This window comes from Clostridium sp. AF27-2AA (genome assembly GCF_003478505.1).
In the GTDB taxonomy this organism is placed as follows: Bacteria; Bacillota; Clostridia; order Lachnospirales; family Lachnospiraceae; genus Brotaphodocola.
Genome location: NZ_QUFI01000030.1, coordinates 1 through 18,344, shown reverse-complemented (window position 1 = coordinate 18,344; position 18,344 = coordinate 1). Strand labels below are relative to the sequence as shown.

General features: G+C 48.7%; 15 protein-coding genes. 3 read left to right on the top strand and 12 right to left on the bottom strand.

Features of this window, described 5'->3' with window-relative positions:
• The 5 genes from DWY84_RS13840 to DWY84_RS13820 all read right to left on the bottom strand — a co-directional run bounded on the left by DWY84_RS13840 (position 1) and on the right by DWY84_RS13820 (position 4,833).
• Positions 1-1,041 carry a C4-dicarboxylate TRAP transporter substrate-binding protein gene (locus DWY84_RS13840; protein WP_118533957.1) on the bottom strand — a complete coding sequence of 347 codons (1,041 nt, stop codon included), beginning with the start codon at positions 1,039-1,041 and terminating at the stop codon, positions 1-3.
• A gap of 235 nt (positions 1,042-1,276) precedes the next feature.
• A complete protein-coding gene (locus DWY84_RS13835) occupies positions 1,277-1,981 on the bottom strand; it encodes a GntR family transcriptional regulator (protein ID WP_118533956.1) in 705 nt (234 codons plus the stop codon).
• Between the two features lie 119 nt (positions 1,982-2,100).
• Positions 2,101-3,126 carry a sugar kinase gene (locus DWY84_RS13830; protein ID WP_347560301.1) on the bottom strand — a complete coding sequence of 342 codons (1,026 nt, stop codon included), beginning with the start codon at positions 3,124-3,126 and terminating at the stop codon, positions 2,101-2,103.
• Between the two features lie 36 nt (positions 3,127-3,162).
• Positions 3,163-4,188: a sugar kinase gene (locus DWY84_RS13825; protein WP_118533954.1), complete on the bottom strand. Its 1,026-nt coding sequence runs from the start codon at positions 4,186-4,188 to the stop codon at positions 3,163-3,165.
• Positions 4,189-4,191: 3 nt separating this feature from the next.
• Positions 4,192-4,833 carry a bifunctional 4-hydroxy-2-oxoglutarate aldolase/2-dehydro-3-deoxy-phosphogluconate aldolase gene (locus DWY84_RS13820; protein WP_118533953.1) on the bottom strand — a complete coding sequence of 214 codons (642 nt, stop codon included), beginning with the start codon at positions 4,831-4,833 and terminating at the stop codon, positions 4,192-4,194.
• A gap of 227 nt (positions 4,834-5,060) precedes the next feature.
• Between DWY84_RS13820 and DWY84_RS13815 the strand changes: the two genes are divergently transcribed.
• Complete coding sequence (locus DWY84_RS13815) at positions 5,061-5,831, top strand: IclR family transcriptional regulator (RefSeq protein ID WP_243024868.1); 771 nt, start codon at positions 5,061-5,063, stop codon at positions 5,829-5,831.
• 118 nt (positions 5,832-5,949) lie between these two features.
• On the opposite strand, the gene dnaJ is transcribed toward DWY84_RS13815, so the two are convergent.
• From dnaJ to hrcA, 4 genes are all read right to left on the bottom strand, one after another.
• On the bottom strand, positions 5,950-7,098 hold the full coding sequence (gene dnaJ, locus DWY84_RS13810) for a molecular chaperone DnaJ (protein WP_118533952.1): 1,149 nt from the start codon (positions 7,096-7,098) through the stop codon (positions 5,950-5,952).
• A 17-nt stretch (positions 7,099-7,115) separates the two neighbouring features.
• Positions 7,116-8,993, bottom strand: a complete 1,878-nt coding sequence (gene dnaK, locus DWY84_RS13805; protein WP_118533951.1) for a molecular chaperone DnaK — start codon at positions 8,991-8,993, stop codon at positions 7,116-7,118.
• Between the two features lie 62 nt (positions 8,994-9,055).
• Entirely contained in the window at positions 9,056-9,673 is a 618-nt protein-coding gene (grpE, locus tag DWY84_RS13800; RefSeq protein ID WP_118533950.1) for a nucleotide exchange factor GrpE, read from the bottom strand.
• A 40-nt stretch (positions 9,674-9,713) separates the two neighbouring features.
• The gene (hrcA, locus tag DWY84_RS13795) at positions 9,714-10,751 is read right to left on the bottom strand and encodes a heat-inducible transcriptional repressor HrcA (protein ID WP_118533949.1); all 1,038 of its coding nucleotides are present in this window, start codon (positions 10,749-10,751) and stop codon (positions 9,714-9,716) included.
• A 347-nt stretch (positions 10,752-11,098) separates the two neighbouring features.
• Between hrcA and DWY84_RS17970 the strand changes: the two genes are divergently transcribed.
• Positions 11,099-11,845: a 3D domain-containing protein gene (locus tag DWY84_RS17970; protein WP_178716289.1), complete on the top strand. Its 747-nt coding sequence runs from the start codon at positions 11,099-11,101 to the stop codon at positions 11,843-11,845.
• 440 nt (positions 11,846-12,285) lie between these two features.
• Here the strand turns inward: DWY84_RS17970 and argH are convergent, their stop codons facing one another.
• The 3 genes from argH to DWY84_RS13775 form a co-directional block, all read right to left on the bottom strand.
• A complete protein-coding gene (gene argH / locus DWY84_RS13785; RefSeq protein WP_118533948.1) occupies positions 12,286-13,656 on the bottom strand; it encodes an argininosuccinate lyase in 1,371 nt (456 codons plus the stop codon).
• A gap of 91 nt (positions 13,657-13,747) precedes the next feature.
• Positions 13,748-16,729: a YfhO family protein gene (locus DWY84_RS13780; RefSeq protein WP_243024867.1), complete on the bottom strand. Its 2,982-nt coding sequence runs from the start codon at positions 16,727-16,729 to the stop codon at positions 13,748-13,750.
• A gap of 66 nt (positions 16,730-16,795) precedes the next feature.
• A complete protein-coding gene (locus DWY84_RS13775) occupies positions 16,796-17,218 on the bottom strand; it encodes a GtrA family protein (protein WP_347560809.1) in 423 nt (140 codons plus the stop codon).
• Between the two features lie 221 nt (positions 17,219-17,439).
• Between DWY84_RS13775 and DWY84_RS13770 the strand changes: the two genes are divergently transcribed.
• Positions 17,440-18,309, top strand: coding sequence for a phosphoribosylaminoimidazolesuccinocarboxamide synthase (locus DWY84_RS13770; protein ID WP_118533946.1), 870 nt, complete (start codon positions 17,440-17,442; stop codon positions 18,307-18,309).
• Positions 18,310-18,344: the final 35 nt, after the last annotated feature.

Below are 18,344 nucleotides of genomic sequence, written 5' to 3'. Positions count from 1 at the left end.
TTATCTTCCAAGTTCTTTATCAATCGCTTCCTTGATCTCTGTATATTTCAGCTCGTCGTAAACCTTGTTGCAAGCCTCTTTGAAGGCTTCCTTGTCGCACTCTACTACTTCGATTCCACCGTCTGTAAGAGTCTTTAAGTATTCGTCGTTCTTTGCGATTACATTCTCAGAAGCGTTTTTACCTGCTTCAAAGCTGGCATCCTGTAAAATGGTCTTATATTCCTCCGGAAGCTTGTCGTACCAGCCCTGTGAGATCACAAGACCTGTAAGAAGCTGCTGATGTCCGGTAAATGCCAGATACTTGGTAACCTCCTGCATGGAAGAACCGACTGCTGCAGACAGATGTACCTCAACGCCCTCGATTACCTGCTGCTGTAATGCCTGATAGGATTCAGACCACGGAAGAACGGAGGTATTTGCTCCCATTGCTTCCAGAGTGCTTGTAACTACCTGGGATCCTGAAGAACGGATTCTCTGACCCTTTAAATCAGCCGGGGTCTTAACCGGGTTCTTTGTGAAGAGTTCTCTCTCGCCCTGATAGTAGTTGAAGGAAAGAATCTGGAAACCACAGTTTTCAACTTCTTCTTTCATTTTTTTGTAGGTTTCTGTCTCGAACAGGTGTAATGCTTCATCGTAGCTTTCTGCAATGTACGGTGCCTGAAGCACACCAATATCATAAACATAGTTACTCAGACGGCCTGGGTCTGTGATAACACCTACGCCTGCTCCAACCAGCGCCTGCTCCAGCACATCCTCATCGCTGCCGAGCTGGCTACCGGAATACAGCTCAACCTGAATGTCTCCATTTGTTTTTTCTTCCACGTTCTTTTTGAAAACATCTGTTAAAGCCACAAATAATGGGTCGGTCTCACTTAATGCAGTGTTTACCTTTAAAATGTAATTACCGCCACCATTGGATGCTGCCGTTTCTGCCTTTGCCTCTCCTGCTGCAGTCGTAGTTGTTGTAGCTGTGGAATTTCCACAGGCAGCCAGAGATGCTGCCATTGCACAGATCAGTAATGCGGACAGTGTTTTTTTCATTTTTTATTCCTCCTAGATTTATATAGCTTTTGTAATCTTTGCATATTGATATGATAGCACACTAGCATGTTAGTGTCAATACTGTCATTTTTTATAATTTTATAGAATCTTTTTTGTGTATTTTACCAGTCTCATTTAAGACCATTCTATTTCTGATACACAAAAAGGCCCTGCAACAGATTTTCAGCCAGCCGTCACAAGACCTTTTCATTTCTTCTTATTTTATAGGTTATATCTACAGGGATCCTATCCGGTTTTCCCAGCTCCGTTCCCCTTCCGACTCAAAATAGTCCGGATATTGTGCAATAAGCCCCGCTTCGTCGATATCCAGCCTCCGCACATGGGAAGACAGCGCCCTGGCTGCCTCTTCCCTGGAACCAGATTCCAGAAGCGTTGCAATCTTATGATGCTGCTCGATCGACTCCTGCATTGCAGTGTCTCTTTGTACATACAGGATTCTTAAACGGTTATAATGGCCATTGCGGGACGCGATCGTTTCCCATGCCATTTCCTGCCCGGTCACATCAAACAGAACCTTATGGAACTGATCATCTGCCTCCAGAAAACCCACAAAGTCTTTCTCTTCGCCACATTTTTTCTGAAGCTGGATCAGCTCAGCCATATTTTCCTCAACTTCACAGCCACTTTTATCCATAAATTTGCGGATAACGCCCATTTCCAGGCATTCACGGATAAATTTCTCCTGCTCTACCCTTTTGAGAGAAATTTTTGAAACCATTGTTTCTCTTTGCGGGATCATCTCTACCAGTCCTTCTGACTGCAGACGCAGAAATGCCTCACGCACAGGTGTACGGCTCACATTCAGTTTTGTTGCAATCTCCTGGGTACTCATAGTCTGTCCCGGCTCCAGTTTCATGGACATTATATTACGTTTTAATTCCTCATACACCAATGTTTGTATGGATTTTCGTTCAATCATGATCTGCTCCTTCCAAGCCTCAATGCTAGCATGTTAACACTATAGCAGATTTTTTTATCAGATACAACAATAAAAATCACAAAAATCCATAGGAATAAAAACAAATTAACAAAAATCTTCTAGCGGTTCATCTCCAGCTGCGGTCCAGTTGATTTATGTGCCTGAATGATCGATTCAATCTCGTCCAGATCCGAAGAAGGCAGATCTCCCGGTATGGTATTCTTCACCGCGCTTGTGGCATTTCCGTATTCAAGAGCCCGCTGATAGTTTCCCGGTTCTGAGAGAAGCCCATACAGCACGCCTGAAATATACGCATCCCCGCTGCCAATACGGTCTACCACCTCTATATTACGATATGGCTCTTCTTCATAATAACGGTCAGTATCCCTGCTATAGATCACCGAGCCAAAGGTATGGACCTTCGGGCTATGCACGATCCGCTGCGTGGAAGCTACCACGGAAACCGGATATTCCTCCGTAAAGCTCTTCATCATGCTTCTCACATCTCCGGTCTTACCAAACGTCAGGTGCGCAGTATCTTCCGAGCAGAAAAACCAGTCTACATATGGCAGAATCTTTTCAATACATGCCCTGGCCTGGGCACCGCTCCAAAGATTTGCCCGGAAATTCACATCAAAAGAAATCTTTGCTCCCTGCTCTTTGAAACGCTTCATCATTTCTATGGCGGTCCTGCAGCACTGCTCTCCCAGTGCCAGTGTAATTCCGCTGGTATGGAAACACTTTGCGGACTGATAGAGAGACTGGTCGAAATCTTCGGTTTTTATCTTATTCATGGAAGTGTGCATTCTGTCATACACAATTCTCGGTTTTCTCGGCTGGGCACCATTTTCATAATAATATATGCCAAGTCTTGCATCATTCGTGTCATCATAAACCAGATAATCATCGCTGACTCCGCAAAACCGTATTCTGTTCTTGGCATATGTCCCGATATCATTATCTGGAAGCTTGGAAATAATACCTGTACGCAGTCCTAAAAGAGAGACTCCCGATACTACGTTTAACTCAGCACCACCAACCTGCTTCTGAAAGTTTTCCCCGCGCATCAGCCGCTCATTACTGGGCGGTGATAAACGCAGTAACACTTCACCAAGAGATAATAAATCAAATTCCTTTTCCATCATTCCGTCTCCTTCGCTATCAGGCCCTTTGAGAGCGTGTTATCTCTGGACGCGACCTGAACCGTCTCCTCCTGCAAGCTTCTGTACTTCCTCCATGGAAACCATGTTGAAATCTCCCTCAATGGAATGCTTCAGGCAGGATGCTGCGACTGCAAATTCGATCACGCTCTGAGAATCGTAACCATTTAATAATGCACAGATCAGGCCGCCGCCGAAGCTGTCACCACCACCTACGCGGTCAACAATGTGCATTTTATATTTCTTGCTGAAGAAATAGTCTGTGCCATCATATAACATGGCAGACCAGTTATTATCATTTGCAGAAAGAGACTCACGCAGTGTAATTGCAATTTTTTCAAAACCAAAACGATCAGCAAGCTGCTTTGCCACGTCCTTATAGCCTTCATGGTTTACTGCACCTTTGGTGACATCTGTATCTGCTGCCTTGATACCGAATACATCCGCAGCATCCTCCTCATTTGCAATACATACATCTACATATTTGCACAGCTCGGCCATAACCTCTCCGGCCTTTTCCTTAGACCATAACTTATTTCTGTAATTCAGGTCACAGGAAATCTTTACGCCTGCTGCCTTTGCTGCTTTACAAGCATCCAGGCAGATAGCTGCAACTTCATCATTCAGTGCCGGGGTGATACCTGTAAAATGGAACCACTCTGCACCTGCGAAAATTTCATCCCAGTTAAAGTCAGCTTGAGATGCAGTGGCCATGGAAGATCCTGCGCGGTCATAAATCACCTTGGAAGGTCGCTGTGATGCACCTTTTTCCAGGAAATAAATACCTACACGGTCTCCGCCACGAGCAATGTAAGAGGTATCTACCCCGTATTTCCGGAGTGCGTTCACCGCAGCCTGTCCGATCTCATGAGCCGGAAGCTTTGTAACAAATTTTGCATCGAAGCCATAATTTGCCATTGATACTGCTACATTTGCCTCGCCGCCACCATAGGTTGCCCCGAATGTGTCTGCCTGTACAAAACGATAGTATCCTTCCGGAGCCAGTCTTAACATAATTTCCCCAAGTGTAATTACCTTCTTAGCCATTTCTTAATTCCCCCTGCTTTCTTTTACGATTTCTACTGCTTCCTTTACTAATTCCTGAATTTTGTCAAACTGTCCGGATTTTACCAGATCACCTTTTACCATCCAGCTTCCGCCACAGGCAAAAATCTTATCACAAGCCAGATAATCTCTTACATTCTTTGCATTGATACCACCAGTCGGCATGAACTTCATACCAACATATGGTGCTGCGATGGCCTTGATATAGTTCAGACCACCAGCCTGCTCAGCCGGGAAAAATTTTACAACCTCGAGACCGTTCTCAATGGCCTGCTCTACATCACTCGGGTTTGCGCAGCCTGGTGTGATGATAATTCCCTTTTCAACACAATATTTTACAACCTTCGGATTCAGGCCCGGGCTAACAATAAATTTTGCACCTGCAGCAACCGCTCGGTCCACCTGTTCTGTGGTGAGAACTGTACCTGCGCCAACTAACATATCTGGATATTTCTCCGTCATGATGCGGATGGATTCTTCTGCTGCATCGGTACGGAAGGTTATCTCTGCACACGGAAGACCACCCTGACAAAGTGCTTCTGCAAGAGGTGCTGCATCCTTTGCATCGTCTAAAACGACTACCGGTACAATTCCGATTTTCTGGATCTGTTCTAATACTTCATTCATATTTTCCTCTCCTTTTGTTCCGTATTATGGAACTGCATTTCATATAGTGATACTTTATGATTTGATTATACCGATTTTGTCTTAGATGTCAACTGTGATACCTGCTTAATTTTTTATATTTTTATTGTGCATAATCCACAGTTGCGCAGTCTTTCCCCCTATGGTAAAATTAGTTTCATATAATGAAACCATATTTCGCAATGCCAATAGAAAGGGGCTATAACACCATGGAAAACACACTGGAAAACAAAAACCCAATTCAGGTAGCAGACCGGTTATTTCAGGCTATGGAGCTTCTGGCCGCCAATGGTCCCATGGGACTTATGGAAATCAGCCTTCAGCTCTCCCTGAACAAAAGTACTGTACACCGCATTTTAAATTCTTTAATCTATATGGGATATGCCCGGCAGAACCCGGAAGACAACCGTTACGAATTAAGCTTTAAAATTGTTGGTCTCGCCAACCAGATGATGGAAAAAGTAGACATCGTGAAACTGGTTCGTCCCTATCTCCGCAGGCTTATGGAGGATACCGGAGAGACAGTTCATTTTGTTGAACGCGACAACACCGATGCTGTCTATATCGATAAAGTAGAATCCTATGCGAACTCTGTGCAGATGGTTTCCCGTATCGGCAGCCGTATCCCGCTCTACCGTTCCGGTGTCGGAAAAGCCATCGCAGCCTGTCTCCCGGAAGAAGAAGTGTTGCATTTATGGCAGAACAGCCAGATCATTGCCGTCACCCCCTACACCATCACCAATTATGAGGAATTCCGTCACTGTCTTCATGACGTTCATACACACGGTTATGCACTGGATAACGAAGAAAACGAACTAGGGGTTCGCTGTATTGCAGCCGCACTCCCGGACCATACAGGAACAGCCCGCTATGCATTCAGCATCTCGGCACCGGTCGGACGCATGGACAATCAGCGGATTCTGGAGCTGTCACACTTTGTACTCAATACAAAAAACGAATTAATGAAGCTGTTTTTTTAATCTGTTAGAAACCTCTAGCACCAGATACAAAAACAAAAAGAGACTATTTTGCAAAGAATCTTTTTTCTCTGCAGAATAGTCTCTTTTTTCGCACACGCTATGCGGATTTTTATCTTATTTATTTAAAAAGACCTTTTTTCTTATGCTTCGTTTCAGCCGGCATCTCTCCATGCATAACGGCATCGAAATTCCTCAATGCTTCCTTCTGTGCCTCCGTCAGACGCTCCGGCACCTGAACAACCAGAGTCACATAGTGATCGCCGCGGAGATTACGGTTACGTAAGGACGGTACGCCCTTGCCCTTTAAGCGGACACGGGTATCGGTCTGGGTTCCTGCCTTGACCTCGTACTCTACCTCACCGTCTACCGTCTTGATGCGGATCGGACCGCCCAGGGCTGCTGTAGCGAAGGAGATCGGTACGGTGGAGAAGATGTTGACATCCTGACGTTTGAATACCGGATGCTGGGATACCACTGCCTCAACCAGGAGATCACCTCTCTCGCCGCCGTTTACGCCAGGCTCACCGCCGCCTGCGCAGCGTACACTCTGCCCGTTGTCGATACCAGCCGGAATGGTAACCTTGAATTTTTTCTTCTTGGTGATATAACCAGTGCCATAGCAGTCAGAGCATTTTTCTTTGATCACCTTGCCCTTGCCGCCGCAGTCCGGACAGGTCTGGACATTCTGCACCTGGCCAAAGAAGGACTGCTGGGTGTAGATAATCTTACCTTTACCGCCGCACTTCTTACAGGTCTCTGGTGAAGTACCAGGCTTTGCACCGGTACCGTGACAGGTTGCACACTCTTCTTTATAGTTGATCTCAATTTCCTTCTCACAGCCAAACACTGCCTCCTCGAAGGTAATGCGGACTGCTGCCCTTACATTGGCACCGCGCATCGGACCGTTATACTGGCTGCCGCCACGGCTTCTTCCGCCGCCGAAGATATCTCCGAAGATATCTCCGAAGATGTCTCCCATGTCGGCTCCGTTGAAATCAAAACCACCGAATCCACCGGCACCGCCGCCTGCGCCGCCCTCGAATGCAGCATGACCGAACTGGTCATACTTTCTTCTCTTCTCCGGGTCACTTAACACGCTGTATGCCTCAGATGCTTCCTTGAACTTACGCTCGGCCTCGGCATCACCCGGATTTGCATCCGGGTGATACTTTTTTGCAAGGACACGATATGCTTTCTTTAATGCGGCCTCGTCGGCGTTTTTCGGAACGCCGAGGACCTCGTAATAATCTCTCTTAGTCTCTGCCATGACGCACTATCCTTTTATTATACTTCTTTGAAGTCACCGTCGATGACATCGTCGTTGTTTGCGCCTGCATTGCCGCCTGCTGCGCCAGCTGCACCCTGTGCACCTGCTGCGCCCTGTGCGTTTGCGGCACCCTGGGCTGCTTCATAAACCTTGCTGAATAATGCCTGTGCGCTGTTCATCAGTTTCTCTTTGCCAGCCTTGATGTCCTCAACCTGAGCATCGGTCATGTTGTCGATCGGAGCACGGTTGATCGCTTCCTTCAGGGCATTTAAGTCAGCCTCTACAGCAGCCTTGTCGTTTGCGTCGATCTTATCGCCAACTTCGCTTAATGCCTTCTCGGTCTGGAATACCATAGCATCTGCGTCGTTTCTTGCATCGATTGCTTCTTTTCTCTTCTTATCCTGAGCCTCGAACTCAGCAGCCTCTTTGACTGCCTTATCGATATCAGCCTCAGACATGTTGGAACCGGAAGTAATGGTGATGTGCTGCTCTTTGCCGGTACCAAGATCCTTCGCGGATACATTTACGATACCGTTTGCATCGATATCGAAAGTAACCTCGATCTGCGGAACACCTCTTCTTGCCGGAAGGATGCCGTCCAGACGGAACTGACCCAGAGTCTTGTTGTCACGTGCGAACTCACGCTCACCCTGTACAACGTGGATATCTACTGCTTCCTGGTTATCAGCTGCGGTAGAGAAGATCTGGCTCTTCTTGGTCGGGATCGTGGTGTTTCTCTCGATCAGTCTAGTAGCGATACCGCCCATGGTCTCGATAGACAGAGACAGCGGGGTTACATCCAGAAGAAGGATATCACCTGCGCCAGCATCGCCTGCAAGCTTACCACCCTGGATAGCAGCACCGATGGCTACGCACTCATCCGGGTTTAAGGACTTATTCGGCTCTTTGCCGGTCATCTGTTTAACTTTCTCCTGAGCTGCCAGCATACGGGTGGAACCGCCGACTAACAGAACCTTGCCAAGCTCAGCGGTGGTTACACCGCCATCCTTTAATGCGTTCTGTACCGGGATTGCGGTTCTCTCGATGAGGTCGTGGGTCAGCTCGTCGAATTTTGCTCTGGTCAGGTTCATATCCAGATGCTTCGGGCCCTCAGCGGTTGCGGTGATGAACGGCAGGTTGATGTTGGTGGTGGTTGCGGTAGAAAGCTCTTTCTTTGCCTTCTCAGCAGCCTCTTTCAGCCTCTGCATTGCCATCTTATCGCCGGACAGGTCTACTCCCTCAGCCTTCTTGAACTCGTCAACCAGCCACTGGGTAATACGGTTATCGAAATCATCGCCGCCTAAGTGGGTATCACCGTTGGTGGAAAGAACCTCAATAACGCCATCACCGATCTCGATGAGGGATACATCGAAGGTACCGCCGCCTAAGTCGTATACCATGATCTTCTGCTCATTCTCGTTGTCCAGGCCATATGCCAGTGCTGCTGCGGTCGGCTCGTTGATGATACGCTTTACATCCAGGCCTGCGATCTTACCTGCATCCTTGGTTGCCTGACGCTGCGCGTCGTTGAAGTATGCCGGAACGGTGATAACTGCCTCGCTTACGGTCTCACCCAGATAAGCCTCTGCGTCTGCTTTTAACTTCTGCAGGATCATAGCGGAAATCTCCTGAGGAGTATAGCTCTTGCCGTCGATGGTTACTTTATAGTCTGTACCCATATGTCTCTTAATGGAAGCAATGGTTCTGTCTGCGTTGGTAACTGCCTGACGCTTTGCCGGCTCACCTACCAGACGCTCACCGGTCTTGGTAAACGCTACAACAGACGGTGTGGTTCTGGAGCCTTCCTGGTTCGGGATAACTACCGGTTTACCACCCTCCATAACTGCTACACAGCTGTTTGTGGTTCCTAAGTCAATACCAATAATCTTACTCATGATGTTTTCCTCCTACTCTATTCAAACAAATTTTTGATAATACGCTAAGTTTTGCAGCCGGTTTAGTTTGCTACCTGAACCATGCTGTGACGTACCACGCTGCCGCGGTACTTGTAACCCTTCTGCAGTTCCATGGCAATTTCATTCTCGCCATACTTCTCATCCTCCACATGCATCACTGCGTTGTGCAGGTTCGGATCGAACTGCTGACCTACTGCCTCGATCGTTTCCACCCCGGCATCTTCCAGAGTCTTCACGAACTGCTTGTAAATCTTTTCAATGCCTTCGGCGAAGGAAGAACCCTTCTCATCCTCCGGCACGGCTGCCAGGCCTCGCTCGAAATTGTCTAACACCGGAAGGATCTTCTCGATGATGTCCTTTGCTCCGATCTCATACATGGCTGCCTTTTCTTTTTCCGTACGTTTGCGGAAGTTATCGAACTCAGCCATCTGGCGTTTTAAGCGGTCCTGCAGTTCCTCGATCTGAGCATCCTTCGGATCTTTCCTGGCCTCCTTGGCTTCGCTCTCTTTGCTTTCTTTTTCTGTCTCTTTGGTTTCTGCCTCCTGGCTTTCACTGCCTGCAGAGGTTTCGCCGTTTTCTGCCTCAGCGTGCTCCGCTTTGAGATTCTCGTTCTCAGCTTCTGCAGCGCCCTGCTTCATTTCTTTTTCCTTCTGACTCATGGTTTATCGCCTTTCTTTATGGGCGTCATCTCTGACACCGCTACCCTTCTTCATTCTTATAAGTGGCATCCAGCTGCTTCATCAAATGCTTCAGCGTACTGAGTACCCTTTCGTAATCCATCCGCTTTGGTCCGATGATACCAATGGTGCCGCGGATGCCCTCGCCAAGTTCATAGTTGGCGGTGACCACGCTGCAGTCCTTCATGGTCTGGAGCGGTGTCTCATCCCCGATGTAAACCTGGATTCCATTGTTGTCTTCCGATTCGTTTACATCTGCAATGAGTTCCTGGAGCTTATCCTTCTGTTCCAGGGTGCTGATCAGCTGGCTTGCTTTCTCGCCATCGCTCAGCTCTGGATATTTGAAGATGTTGGTGGCACCGCTGGTGTAGATCTGAAGATCTTCCTCATCGGCCCGGATGGCTCCGGCCACCTCATTTAACACCAGGTCAACAATCTGGCTGTGAACGCCAGCCTGCTGTTTGAGCTTTGTGATGACATCCAGATTGATCTGCTCAATGGTAAGACCGTTGAGCGCACTGTTAAGCAAAATGTTTAAGTTCAGGATGTCTTCCTGGCTTACCGGCTCCGGTATGTTCACCATGGCATTCTTGATGAGGTTTCCCTCTACCACGATGACCACCAGGAGTTTATTCTCCTCCATCTGGGATAGCTGGATGAATTTCAGCTTGTTCTGATGGTACTGCGGGCCGCTGATCATGGCTGCGTAGTTGGTGTTGTTGGCAAGAAGCTGTGCCAGTTTCTTTAAGACCAGCTCCACCCGGTCAACCCGCTTGATCATCAGGCTCTTGACCTCAGTGACCTCCTGCTCCTTCTCCTGCATGATCTGGTTTACATAGAAGCGATAGCCCTTGTCGGAAGGGATTCGCCCTGCCGATGTGTGCGGCTGCTGGATGTAACCCATCTCTTCCAGGTCCGACATCTCATTCCGGATGGTTGCGGAGCTCAGTTTCAGATCAGTATATTTGGAAATGGTTCTGGAACCCACCGGCTCACCTGTCTCCAGATAAGTCTTGATGATAGCTTTTAATATAGTAACTTTACGATCATCCAGTTCCATTCTGCCGCCTCCTTTTGCTCTTGTTAGCACTCATCGCTAAGGAGTGCTAACATTCTGTGATTAATATACTTTACCCCACCTCGTTTGTCAAGAGGTTTGCCAGAAAAATCTGTGTTTTTTCTGTGATTCTTTGCATTTTTTCTCCTGTTTCCAGGCGGGTGTTCAGGAGGGAAACCAGCCCGCTTTTCGTTTCCTTCCTTGACAAATCAAAAAAATCATGTAAAATATGGTCTTATCGTTCATATATTACAAATTTGTTACATATATTTATTTTGTGTGAACCAATTATTTCATTTTTTCGTAGTGCTATCCATGTAACAAATCTTGGAAAAGAAAGGAATGATTTTATGTTAAAAAAAAGAACGACTCTCACAACTTTACTGATCACAGCAATGTTTCTCATCGGAGGTGCCTTCACGGCTCTGGCGGCCGCCCCGGATGGCTCTTTCGATGACTTTGAAGGCAGCACCATTGTAGGCTGGGGCTGGGACTCTTCCCTGCCAAACACCGGCGTTCCGGTTACCGTTACCATTACCAATAAAGAGACCGGCGAACAGGTGAAAAGCTTTCACCAGACCGCCGTCACCTACCGTTCTGATCTGGAAGAAAGCGGCATCGGAAACGGCCGCCATGGTTTCCGCATCAATATGAACTGGGACGCACTGGCGGACGGCACCTATGTGGTAGAAGGCACTGTGGACGGCAAAGCTCTTTCCAATCCGAAAACTTATGTAAAAGGAGAAGCGGCCCAGACCAGCGCAGAAAACATTTCTGCTGAGGACAGCCATGAGCACACCGGCTTAAAATCCCTCGGCTTCTTCCGCACCACGGGCTACTGTCCGTGCAAACAATGCTCCGAGGGCTGGGGCCGCCGCACCAGCACCGGCTCCATCGCAAAATCCGACCACACCATTGCGGTAGACCCGCGCATCATCCCCTATGGCAGCAAAGTTATGATAGGTGGCGTCATCTACACCGCAGAGGACCGCGGCGGCGGAGTCAAAGGCAACCATGTGGACATCTTCTTCGACACCCACTCCCAGACCCGCCAGCACGGAAAGCAGACCCAGGAAGTATTCCTGGTACTCGGGTAACTATTTAAATCATGTTCACGAAAGGTCCGAAGCAGGCCGAGGTGGTATTCCGTTGCACTTCTATTTATGCTACGCAGGATACCACCCCGACCTGCTTCTACTTTCCTGCTATTCTACGGTAATAAAAAACACAGCCAGAAAAGAACTGGTAAAAAGCTGAAATACCCGGCTTTTTATCAATACCGTTCTGGCTGATTTTATTTCTTTCGTAGCGGGGCCAATACAGTAGAAGCCGGTAATCCCGGCATTCCGCGGAGCATAAATATGGGTATACGTGTCCGGCTATGCAGCGACTGGTGTTTGAGGGAGGCGGACATCTTGTCCGGCTATCCGCAAACATCTGTCAGCTGCATCGTGCAAACACAATACCCATATTTTGCGCAGCGGTATGCCGGGATTACCGGCTTCGGACCTTTATTGCTATTGCTTTTAAATTGGTATTACTGCAGCTGCTCTTTGTAGATCGCAATGACCTTCTTCATAGCCTCCTGTCCCGGAGCGCCGATGGTGGTTCTCTTTTCTACGCAGGTCTTCATGCTGATGGCCTCGTACACATCCTCCTCAAATACCGGGCTGATGGCCTTAAACTCATCCAGAGTCATGTCATCCAGCGCGATGCCCTTGTCGATGCAGAACAGCACCAGCTGGCCTACAATGCCGTGGGCATCACGGAACGGTACGCCGTGATTTACCAGATAGTCAGCCGCGTCGGTCGCGTTGGTGAAGCCGTTCTTTGCGCTTGCTTCCATTACTTCCTTATTAAAGGTCATGGTGGAGATCATGCCGGTAAACAGAGCCAGGCAGCCTTTTACGGTATCGATGGCGTCAAAGGTCAGCTCCTTATCTTCCTGCATGTCTTTGTCGTATGCTAACGGGATCCCCTTCATGGTAGTAAGAATGGACATCAGTGCGCCGTAGACACGGCCGGTCTTGCCGCGTACCAGCTCTGCGATATCCGGGTTTTTCTTCTGCGGCATGATGCTGCTTCCGGTGCTGTAAGCATCATCAATCTCTACGAAACGGTACTCATTGCTGTTCCAGATGATGATTTCCTCAGAGAAACGGCTTAAATGCATGGCAATGGTGGACAGTGCGGATAACAGCTCAATCACGTAATCGCGGTCGGATACGGAATCCATGCTGTTTAAGGTCGGGCCGTCAAAACCAAGCAGCTCTGCAGTGTACGCACGATCCAGAGGATAGGTGGTTCCAGCCAGAGCGCCAGCCCCCAGCGGACAGTAATTCATACGCTTGCGAATGTCGCGCAGACGGCTTCTGTCGCGGGTGAACATTTCAAAGTAAGCTCCCATATGGTGAGCCAGGGTCACTGGCTGCGCCTTCTGTAAGTGTGTGAAGCCCGGCATATAGGTATCGAGGTTTTCCTCCATGATCTTTAACAGCTCTTCTAACAGGTTCTTTACCAGAACATCGATCTCATCAATCTCGTCACGGCAGTAAAGCTTCATGTCCAGAGCTACCTGGTCATTTCTGCTGCGGCCGGTATGGAGACGCTTGCCGGCATCGCCAATACGCTCAATCAGGTTTGCCTCCACGAAGGAATGGATATCCTCGTGCTCTTTGGTAAATACCAGCTTGCCGGACTCGATATCTGCCAGGATACTGTTTAATCCATCAATGATGGCCTTGCGGTCCTCCTCAGAAACAATCCCCTGCTTTGCCAGCATAGTCACATGGGCAATGCTGCCCTGGATGTCCTGATGGTAAAATTTCTGGTCAAAGGACAGGGATTCGTTAAAATTGTGCACCAGCTGGTTTTCTTCTTTCGTGAAGCGTCCGCCCCATAATTTCATAATGTTTGTCTCCTCTTCTTGTATTATCCTATTTCGTAACTGCTCAGTATCTTTACAATTACTATATTTCACAGCATGTGTGTGCTGCTAATTACCTTTCACCCGGATGTTCCGGATCCGCCTGTTCTGTTTCCGGATGTTCCGAATGTGCTTCCCGGGAATCAGACTCTGTTTTTTCCGGCACTCCGTCCTCATACACATAGGACTCGTATGCTTCCGCGTCCTGCTCATATTCCAGTTCTTCCCGGTATCGGCGAAGCAGATGTCCGCCTGCCGCGACCAGCGCCAGAAGCAGGACACTGGCTGCCGAGATCAGTGCACCCGGAATCAGCCCCTTCGGCGTGTATTCCATCGTCACGGTATGACTTCCGGCACTCAGCCAGATGCCAACAAAGGAATCCAGAATCTTTTCAGGCTCCTGTTCCTTTCCGTCTACCAAAACCTTCCATCCGGCATCAAACGGAATGGACGTAAACAGCCAGCCCTCCTGGCCGCAGGAAATGCTTCCTTTTAAGGAGGTGTCAGTCCAGCTCGTTAAGTTCCACGGATGCGCGGAAAGCTTTGCCGCTACAGAGCCAAGGCCATTTTCAGAGAAGCGGTAAACATCTGCCCACATCTCTTCCTTGCTGTCCTCCGCAGTCAGCGTTACTACCTCTCCCGCCGCGCAATATCCAAGCTCCAGCAGGTATCCGCGGTCCACATTGGTGAAAGTCTTTGTGCCCTTCCAGGTGGTGGCTGTCACCTTTTCAATCTTTTTATTTCCAACATAGGCGTAATATTCACCGCCCGTTTCCGGGGTAAAGGTGAGATCACTGCCCTCCGTTGTGGTATCCAGAACCAGATCCAGCACCTGTTCTGCCCCAACGGCATCCGCCAGACTGTTCTGCGCATCTGCCGGATTTCCGGTCTCCAGATCCCAGCGGGCCTCAAAGTCCGGTGCCACATAAAAGCCCACTGGCAGTGTATAGTTATTCTGATACAGCCAGACACCATCCTGCTCTCCAAGCGCTGTCCGCATAGAGGTATCCTCTGGCTTCTCAGAATAAAGACCGTATTTTACAGAAAACAGCGCGTCTATGAGCGGCGTACCGCCTGTAATACTGTAAGCGTTCGTGGAGCTCTCACAGCCCAGCTTCTTAAAGAGTGCCGACAGATCCGCATTCGCAGTGGATGAGAACAGGGAAACCGATGGGAAATGCATCCAGGCTCCATCATTTTTCGTCTTTCTTGTTACCTTCTCCACACGGAAAAAGGTATCATTCGGCTGAAGCGTATCTACCAGCTTCTCCACCGCAGCATTATCATCGGTATAAGCCGTGCGGCTGGTGGTCGTCACACTGGTTACCGCCGTATTCACCGCTGCCTCAATAGAAACAACCGCCAGCGCGTAAAACAATGCCGGGAAGTAATAGCGTTCGCCTTTCTGATACAGGGCAATGGCCCCCAGATACAACGCCAGAAACAGGATTGCAACATAATACACGATAAAGTGGAAATGATCCTCTGTCACCAGTTTCTGCGCTAACAGCACAAAGACTACCGCTCCGGCAAACGCCGCCGTCACATGCTTCCATGGTGTCTCCCGCAGATACATGTAGGCCCGATAGCAGACAAACAGCACCAGGAAAATGTAAATATACGATTGCCTGCAGGGCAGGCTGTTTGGATAATGGAAACCGTGCCAGATAAAGTTTAATATATTGAAGGAAAAGCTTGCGAAAAAGAATATCAGCATCGCGCAGTAAACCGCTTTTTCCTTCGCCGGAACCCGTTTGCAGAGCAGATACAGAATGAAAAACATCAGCACTGCCACACCGCAATACACATTTGGCCAGTGATCCAGCCCGATTTCTGTCTCCACATTGCCAATATGGCGGGCAATCATGTCAAAAATCGGAAAATACTGGGAAAATGTCTTCGGAAAACTCATGTCGCCCGAAGCGGTCATCTGCAGGGCAAAAATCTCCGGAAGCAGCACTACCGCCGCCAGACCTCCGGACAGCAGGGAATACACCGCAAACTGAAACCCGCGTCCCACAAATTTCTCCCAGTGCATCTCCTCATCCAGCACCAGCAGGGCAATGAAATACAGCACCATAAATATGCAGGTCATGATGGAGATATAATAATTGGAAAGAATGGACAGCCCCAGTGTCAGGCAGTAGAGCATTCCTTTTCCATCTCTGACCAGCCGCTCCAGGCCCAGAACAATGAGCGGGAACAGGATGATGCAGTCCAGCCACATGATATTCCAGCTGTAGGCCGCCATATATCCGGACAATGCGTAGAAGATACCGAAAAAGGCAACACCAAAATCATTGGTCCGACAGTGCTTCCTTAAATAATATGCCATTGTCAGGCCACAAAGGCCAATCTTAATCACGATCTGGTAAGTCATAAATTCAATGACCAGTCCCTTCGGACACAGGAACAAAAGCCAGTTGACCGGGCTTGCCAGATAATAGGCATACAGGGCCGAGAAATTTACGCCCATGCCCACATCCCAGCTGTAAAGCAGGCTTCCGCCGTGCGTCAGCTTATACTGGAACTCCGAAAAAAACGGCGCATACTGATGATACATATCTGTGCGCAGGAAGGTTTCCTCTCCAAATGGGAAAATTCCGCGCTGTACAAAGATGATCAGCATGATGATCACCGGAATGGCAAAAGCCGCAATCAGGGCATCTGCCGAGTGGAGCAGCCCTTCGTCTTCCCGTTCCTGCCTGCGCAGACGCTTCTTCGCACGCTTCTCCTGACGGGTAGCGCGATGCGGTTTCTCTTTCGGACTGCTGAGCGTTTTCGATGGTTCCGCTTCCAGTTTTCTGACTGGTTGCGGCTCTGGTTTTCTGTCCGGTTTGGGCATCTTCTGTTCCGGTTCCGGTGTTTCAGCTGTCTTCCGCACAGGCTCCGGCGCTGTGGGCTTTTCCGGTATTTCTGTCCGCGTTTCTTCCGGCTGTCCAGCCGCCTTTTCCCGCTGCGCTTCTACTTGCGCTACTGCGGTTTCCATTTCCGCCAGCAAATCCGCCACACTTCCATTCTTTTTCTGAAGCGTGCCTCTTTCTTCTTCAATCATAAGCAGATCCTCTAGTTCTCTCGTAATACAGGCTACCTTCCCGCTTTGCATGCTGCAGCTCCTTACTTACGATTCTTTTTTCTTAAAAATAAACCACTTGCTGAAGATGTAGTTCAGTACCAGAGAAATAGCCGACACTACAATCTTGCAGATAAAATCCTGTTTGATTCCCATTCCGTCTACCATGGCAATCATGGCCACCATGGTAAAGACGCCGGTAGCTGCCCGGCAGGCCACAAAAGGCACAAATTCCGACCACACTTTCTTCGGATGCAGATCAAAGCTGCCAAACACAAATAGCTTATTGGTCACAAAAGCGAACAACACCGCTGCCGCCCAGGAACCTGCTGTCGCAAGCCGGTAGTCAGTCCCGACGCGGCGCATATACCAGTAGCTGATCCAGTCCACCAGCGTAGTCAGCACGCCAAAGATCAGGTAGGAAATGGTCTCCCGGTTTACGAGTTTCTTCCATAGTTTACCTAGCATCATATTCTCCATTTTTCATCAAATAATACTTATGCCCCATTATAGGCTACGGAGCCAGAATTGTAAAGCAGTCCCGGTATCGTCTCAAAAATTTTATAAGTTTTTTTAATAAAAGACTTGCTATTTATTTGTTTTGCGTATATTCTATTACCAGAAGCTGTCTGCATCCGCAGGCAGTCCCCACAACCAGAACTCTACAGTAAAAAATTTATCCACAGCGAGGTATGAAGATGAAACCTGTTAAAGAAGGAAAGGTACGCGAAATCTATGACAATGGTGACAGCCTGATCATGGTGGCCACCGACCGCATCAGCTGCTTTGATGTGATTCTCCACAACACCGTAACCAATAAAGGTAAGGTTCTGACCCAGATGTCCAAATTCTGGTTCGATCTCACCCAGGACATCCTGCCAAACCATATGATCACCACCGACGTAAAGGAAATGCCGGAATACTTCCAGTCCCCGGAATTTGATGGCAAGACCATGATGTGCCGGAAGCTGACCATGCTTCCTCTCGAGTGCATCGTCCGCGGCTACATCACCGGAAGCGGCTGGGCAAGCTACAAGGAAAACGGTACCGCAAACGGTGTCAAACTGCCAGAGGGCTTACAGGAATCCCAGAAACTGCCGGAGCCGATCTATACTCCTTCCACAAAAGCAGAGATTGGTGACCACGACGAAAACATCACCTACGAACAGAGCATTGATCACCTGGAGAAATATTTCCCGGGCAAGGGCGCAGAGTACGCTGCAAAGCTTCGTGACTGCACCATCGCTCTTTACAAAAAGTGCGCAGACTATGCTTACAGCCATGGAATCATCATTGCCGACACCAAATTTGAGTTTGGTCTCGATGAGAACGGCAATATCGTTATCGGTGATGAGATGCTGACCCCGGACAGCTCCCGTTTCTGGCCGGTAGAAGGCTACGAGGTTGGCCACAGCCAGCCATCCTTCGACAAGCAGTTCGCCCGTGACTGGCTCACCTCCCATCCAGGCAACGACTGGACCCTGCCGGAGGACGTTGTACAGAAGACCATCGACAAATACCTGCAGAGCTACGAAATGCTCACCGGAGAAAAACTGAAATAAAAATTTAAGAGCAATACCAATATAGGTCCGAAGCC

Excerpts from the sequence above, each read along its gene's own strand:
- DWY84_RS13840 (WP_118533957.1), bottom strand. The coding sequence starts at position 1,041 with ATGAAAAAAACACTGTCCGCATTACTGATCTGTGCAATGGCAGCATCT.
- DWY84_RS13835 (WP_118533956.1), bottom strand. The coding sequence starts at position 1,981 with ATGATTGAACGAAAATCCATACAAACATTGGTGTATGAGGAATTAAAA.
- DWY84_RS13830 (WP_347560301.1), bottom strand. The coding sequence starts at position 3,126 with ATGATGGAAAAGGAATTTGATTTATTATCTCTTGGTGAAGTGTTACTG.
- DWY84_RS13825 (WP_118533954.1), bottom strand. The coding sequence starts at position 4,188 with ATGGCTAAGAAGGTAATTACACTTGGGGAAATTATGTTAAGACTGGCT.
- DWY84_RS13820 (WP_118533953.1), bottom strand. The coding sequence starts at position 4,833 with ATGAATGAAGTATTAGAACAGATCCAGAAAATCGGAATTGTACCGGTA.
- DWY84_RS13815 (WP_243024868.1), top strand. The coding sequence starts at position 5,061 with ATGGAAAACACACTGGAAAACAAAAACCCAATTCAGGTAGCAGACCGG.
- dnaJ (WP_118533952.1), bottom strand. The coding sequence starts at position 7,098 with ATGGCAGAGACTAAGAGAGATTATTACGAGGTCCTCGGCGTTCCGAAA.
- dnaK (WP_118533951.1), bottom strand. The coding sequence starts at position 8,993 with ATGAGTAAGATTATTGGTATTGACTTAGGAACCACAAACAGCTGTGTA.
- grpE (WP_118533950.1), bottom strand. The coding sequence starts at position 9,673 with ATGAGTCAGAAGGAAAAAGAAATGAAGCAGGGCGCTGCAGAAGCTGAG.
- hrcA (WP_118533949.1), bottom strand. The coding sequence starts at position 10,751 with ATGGAACTGGATGATCGTAAAGTTACTATATTAAAAGCTATCATCAAG.
- DWY84_RS17970 (WP_178716289.1), top strand. The coding sequence starts at position 11,099 with ATGTTAAAAAAAAGAACGACTCTCACAACTTTACTGATCACAGCAATG.
- argH (WP_118533948.1), bottom strand. The coding sequence starts at position 13,656 with ATGAAATTATGGGGCGGACGCTTCACGAAAGAAGAAAACCAGCTGGTG.
- DWY84_RS13780 (WP_243024867.1), bottom strand. The coding sequence starts at position 16,729 with ATGATTGAAGAAGAAAGAGGCACGCTTCAGAAAAAGAATGGAAGTGTG.
- DWY84_RS13775 (WP_347560809.1), bottom strand. The coding sequence starts at position 17,218 with ATGATGCTAGGTAAACTATGGAAGAAACTCGTAAACCGGGAGACCATT.
- DWY84_RS13770 (WP_118533946.1), top strand. The coding sequence starts at position 17,440 with ATGAAGATGAAACCTGTTAAAGAAGGAAAGGTACGCGAAATCTATGAC.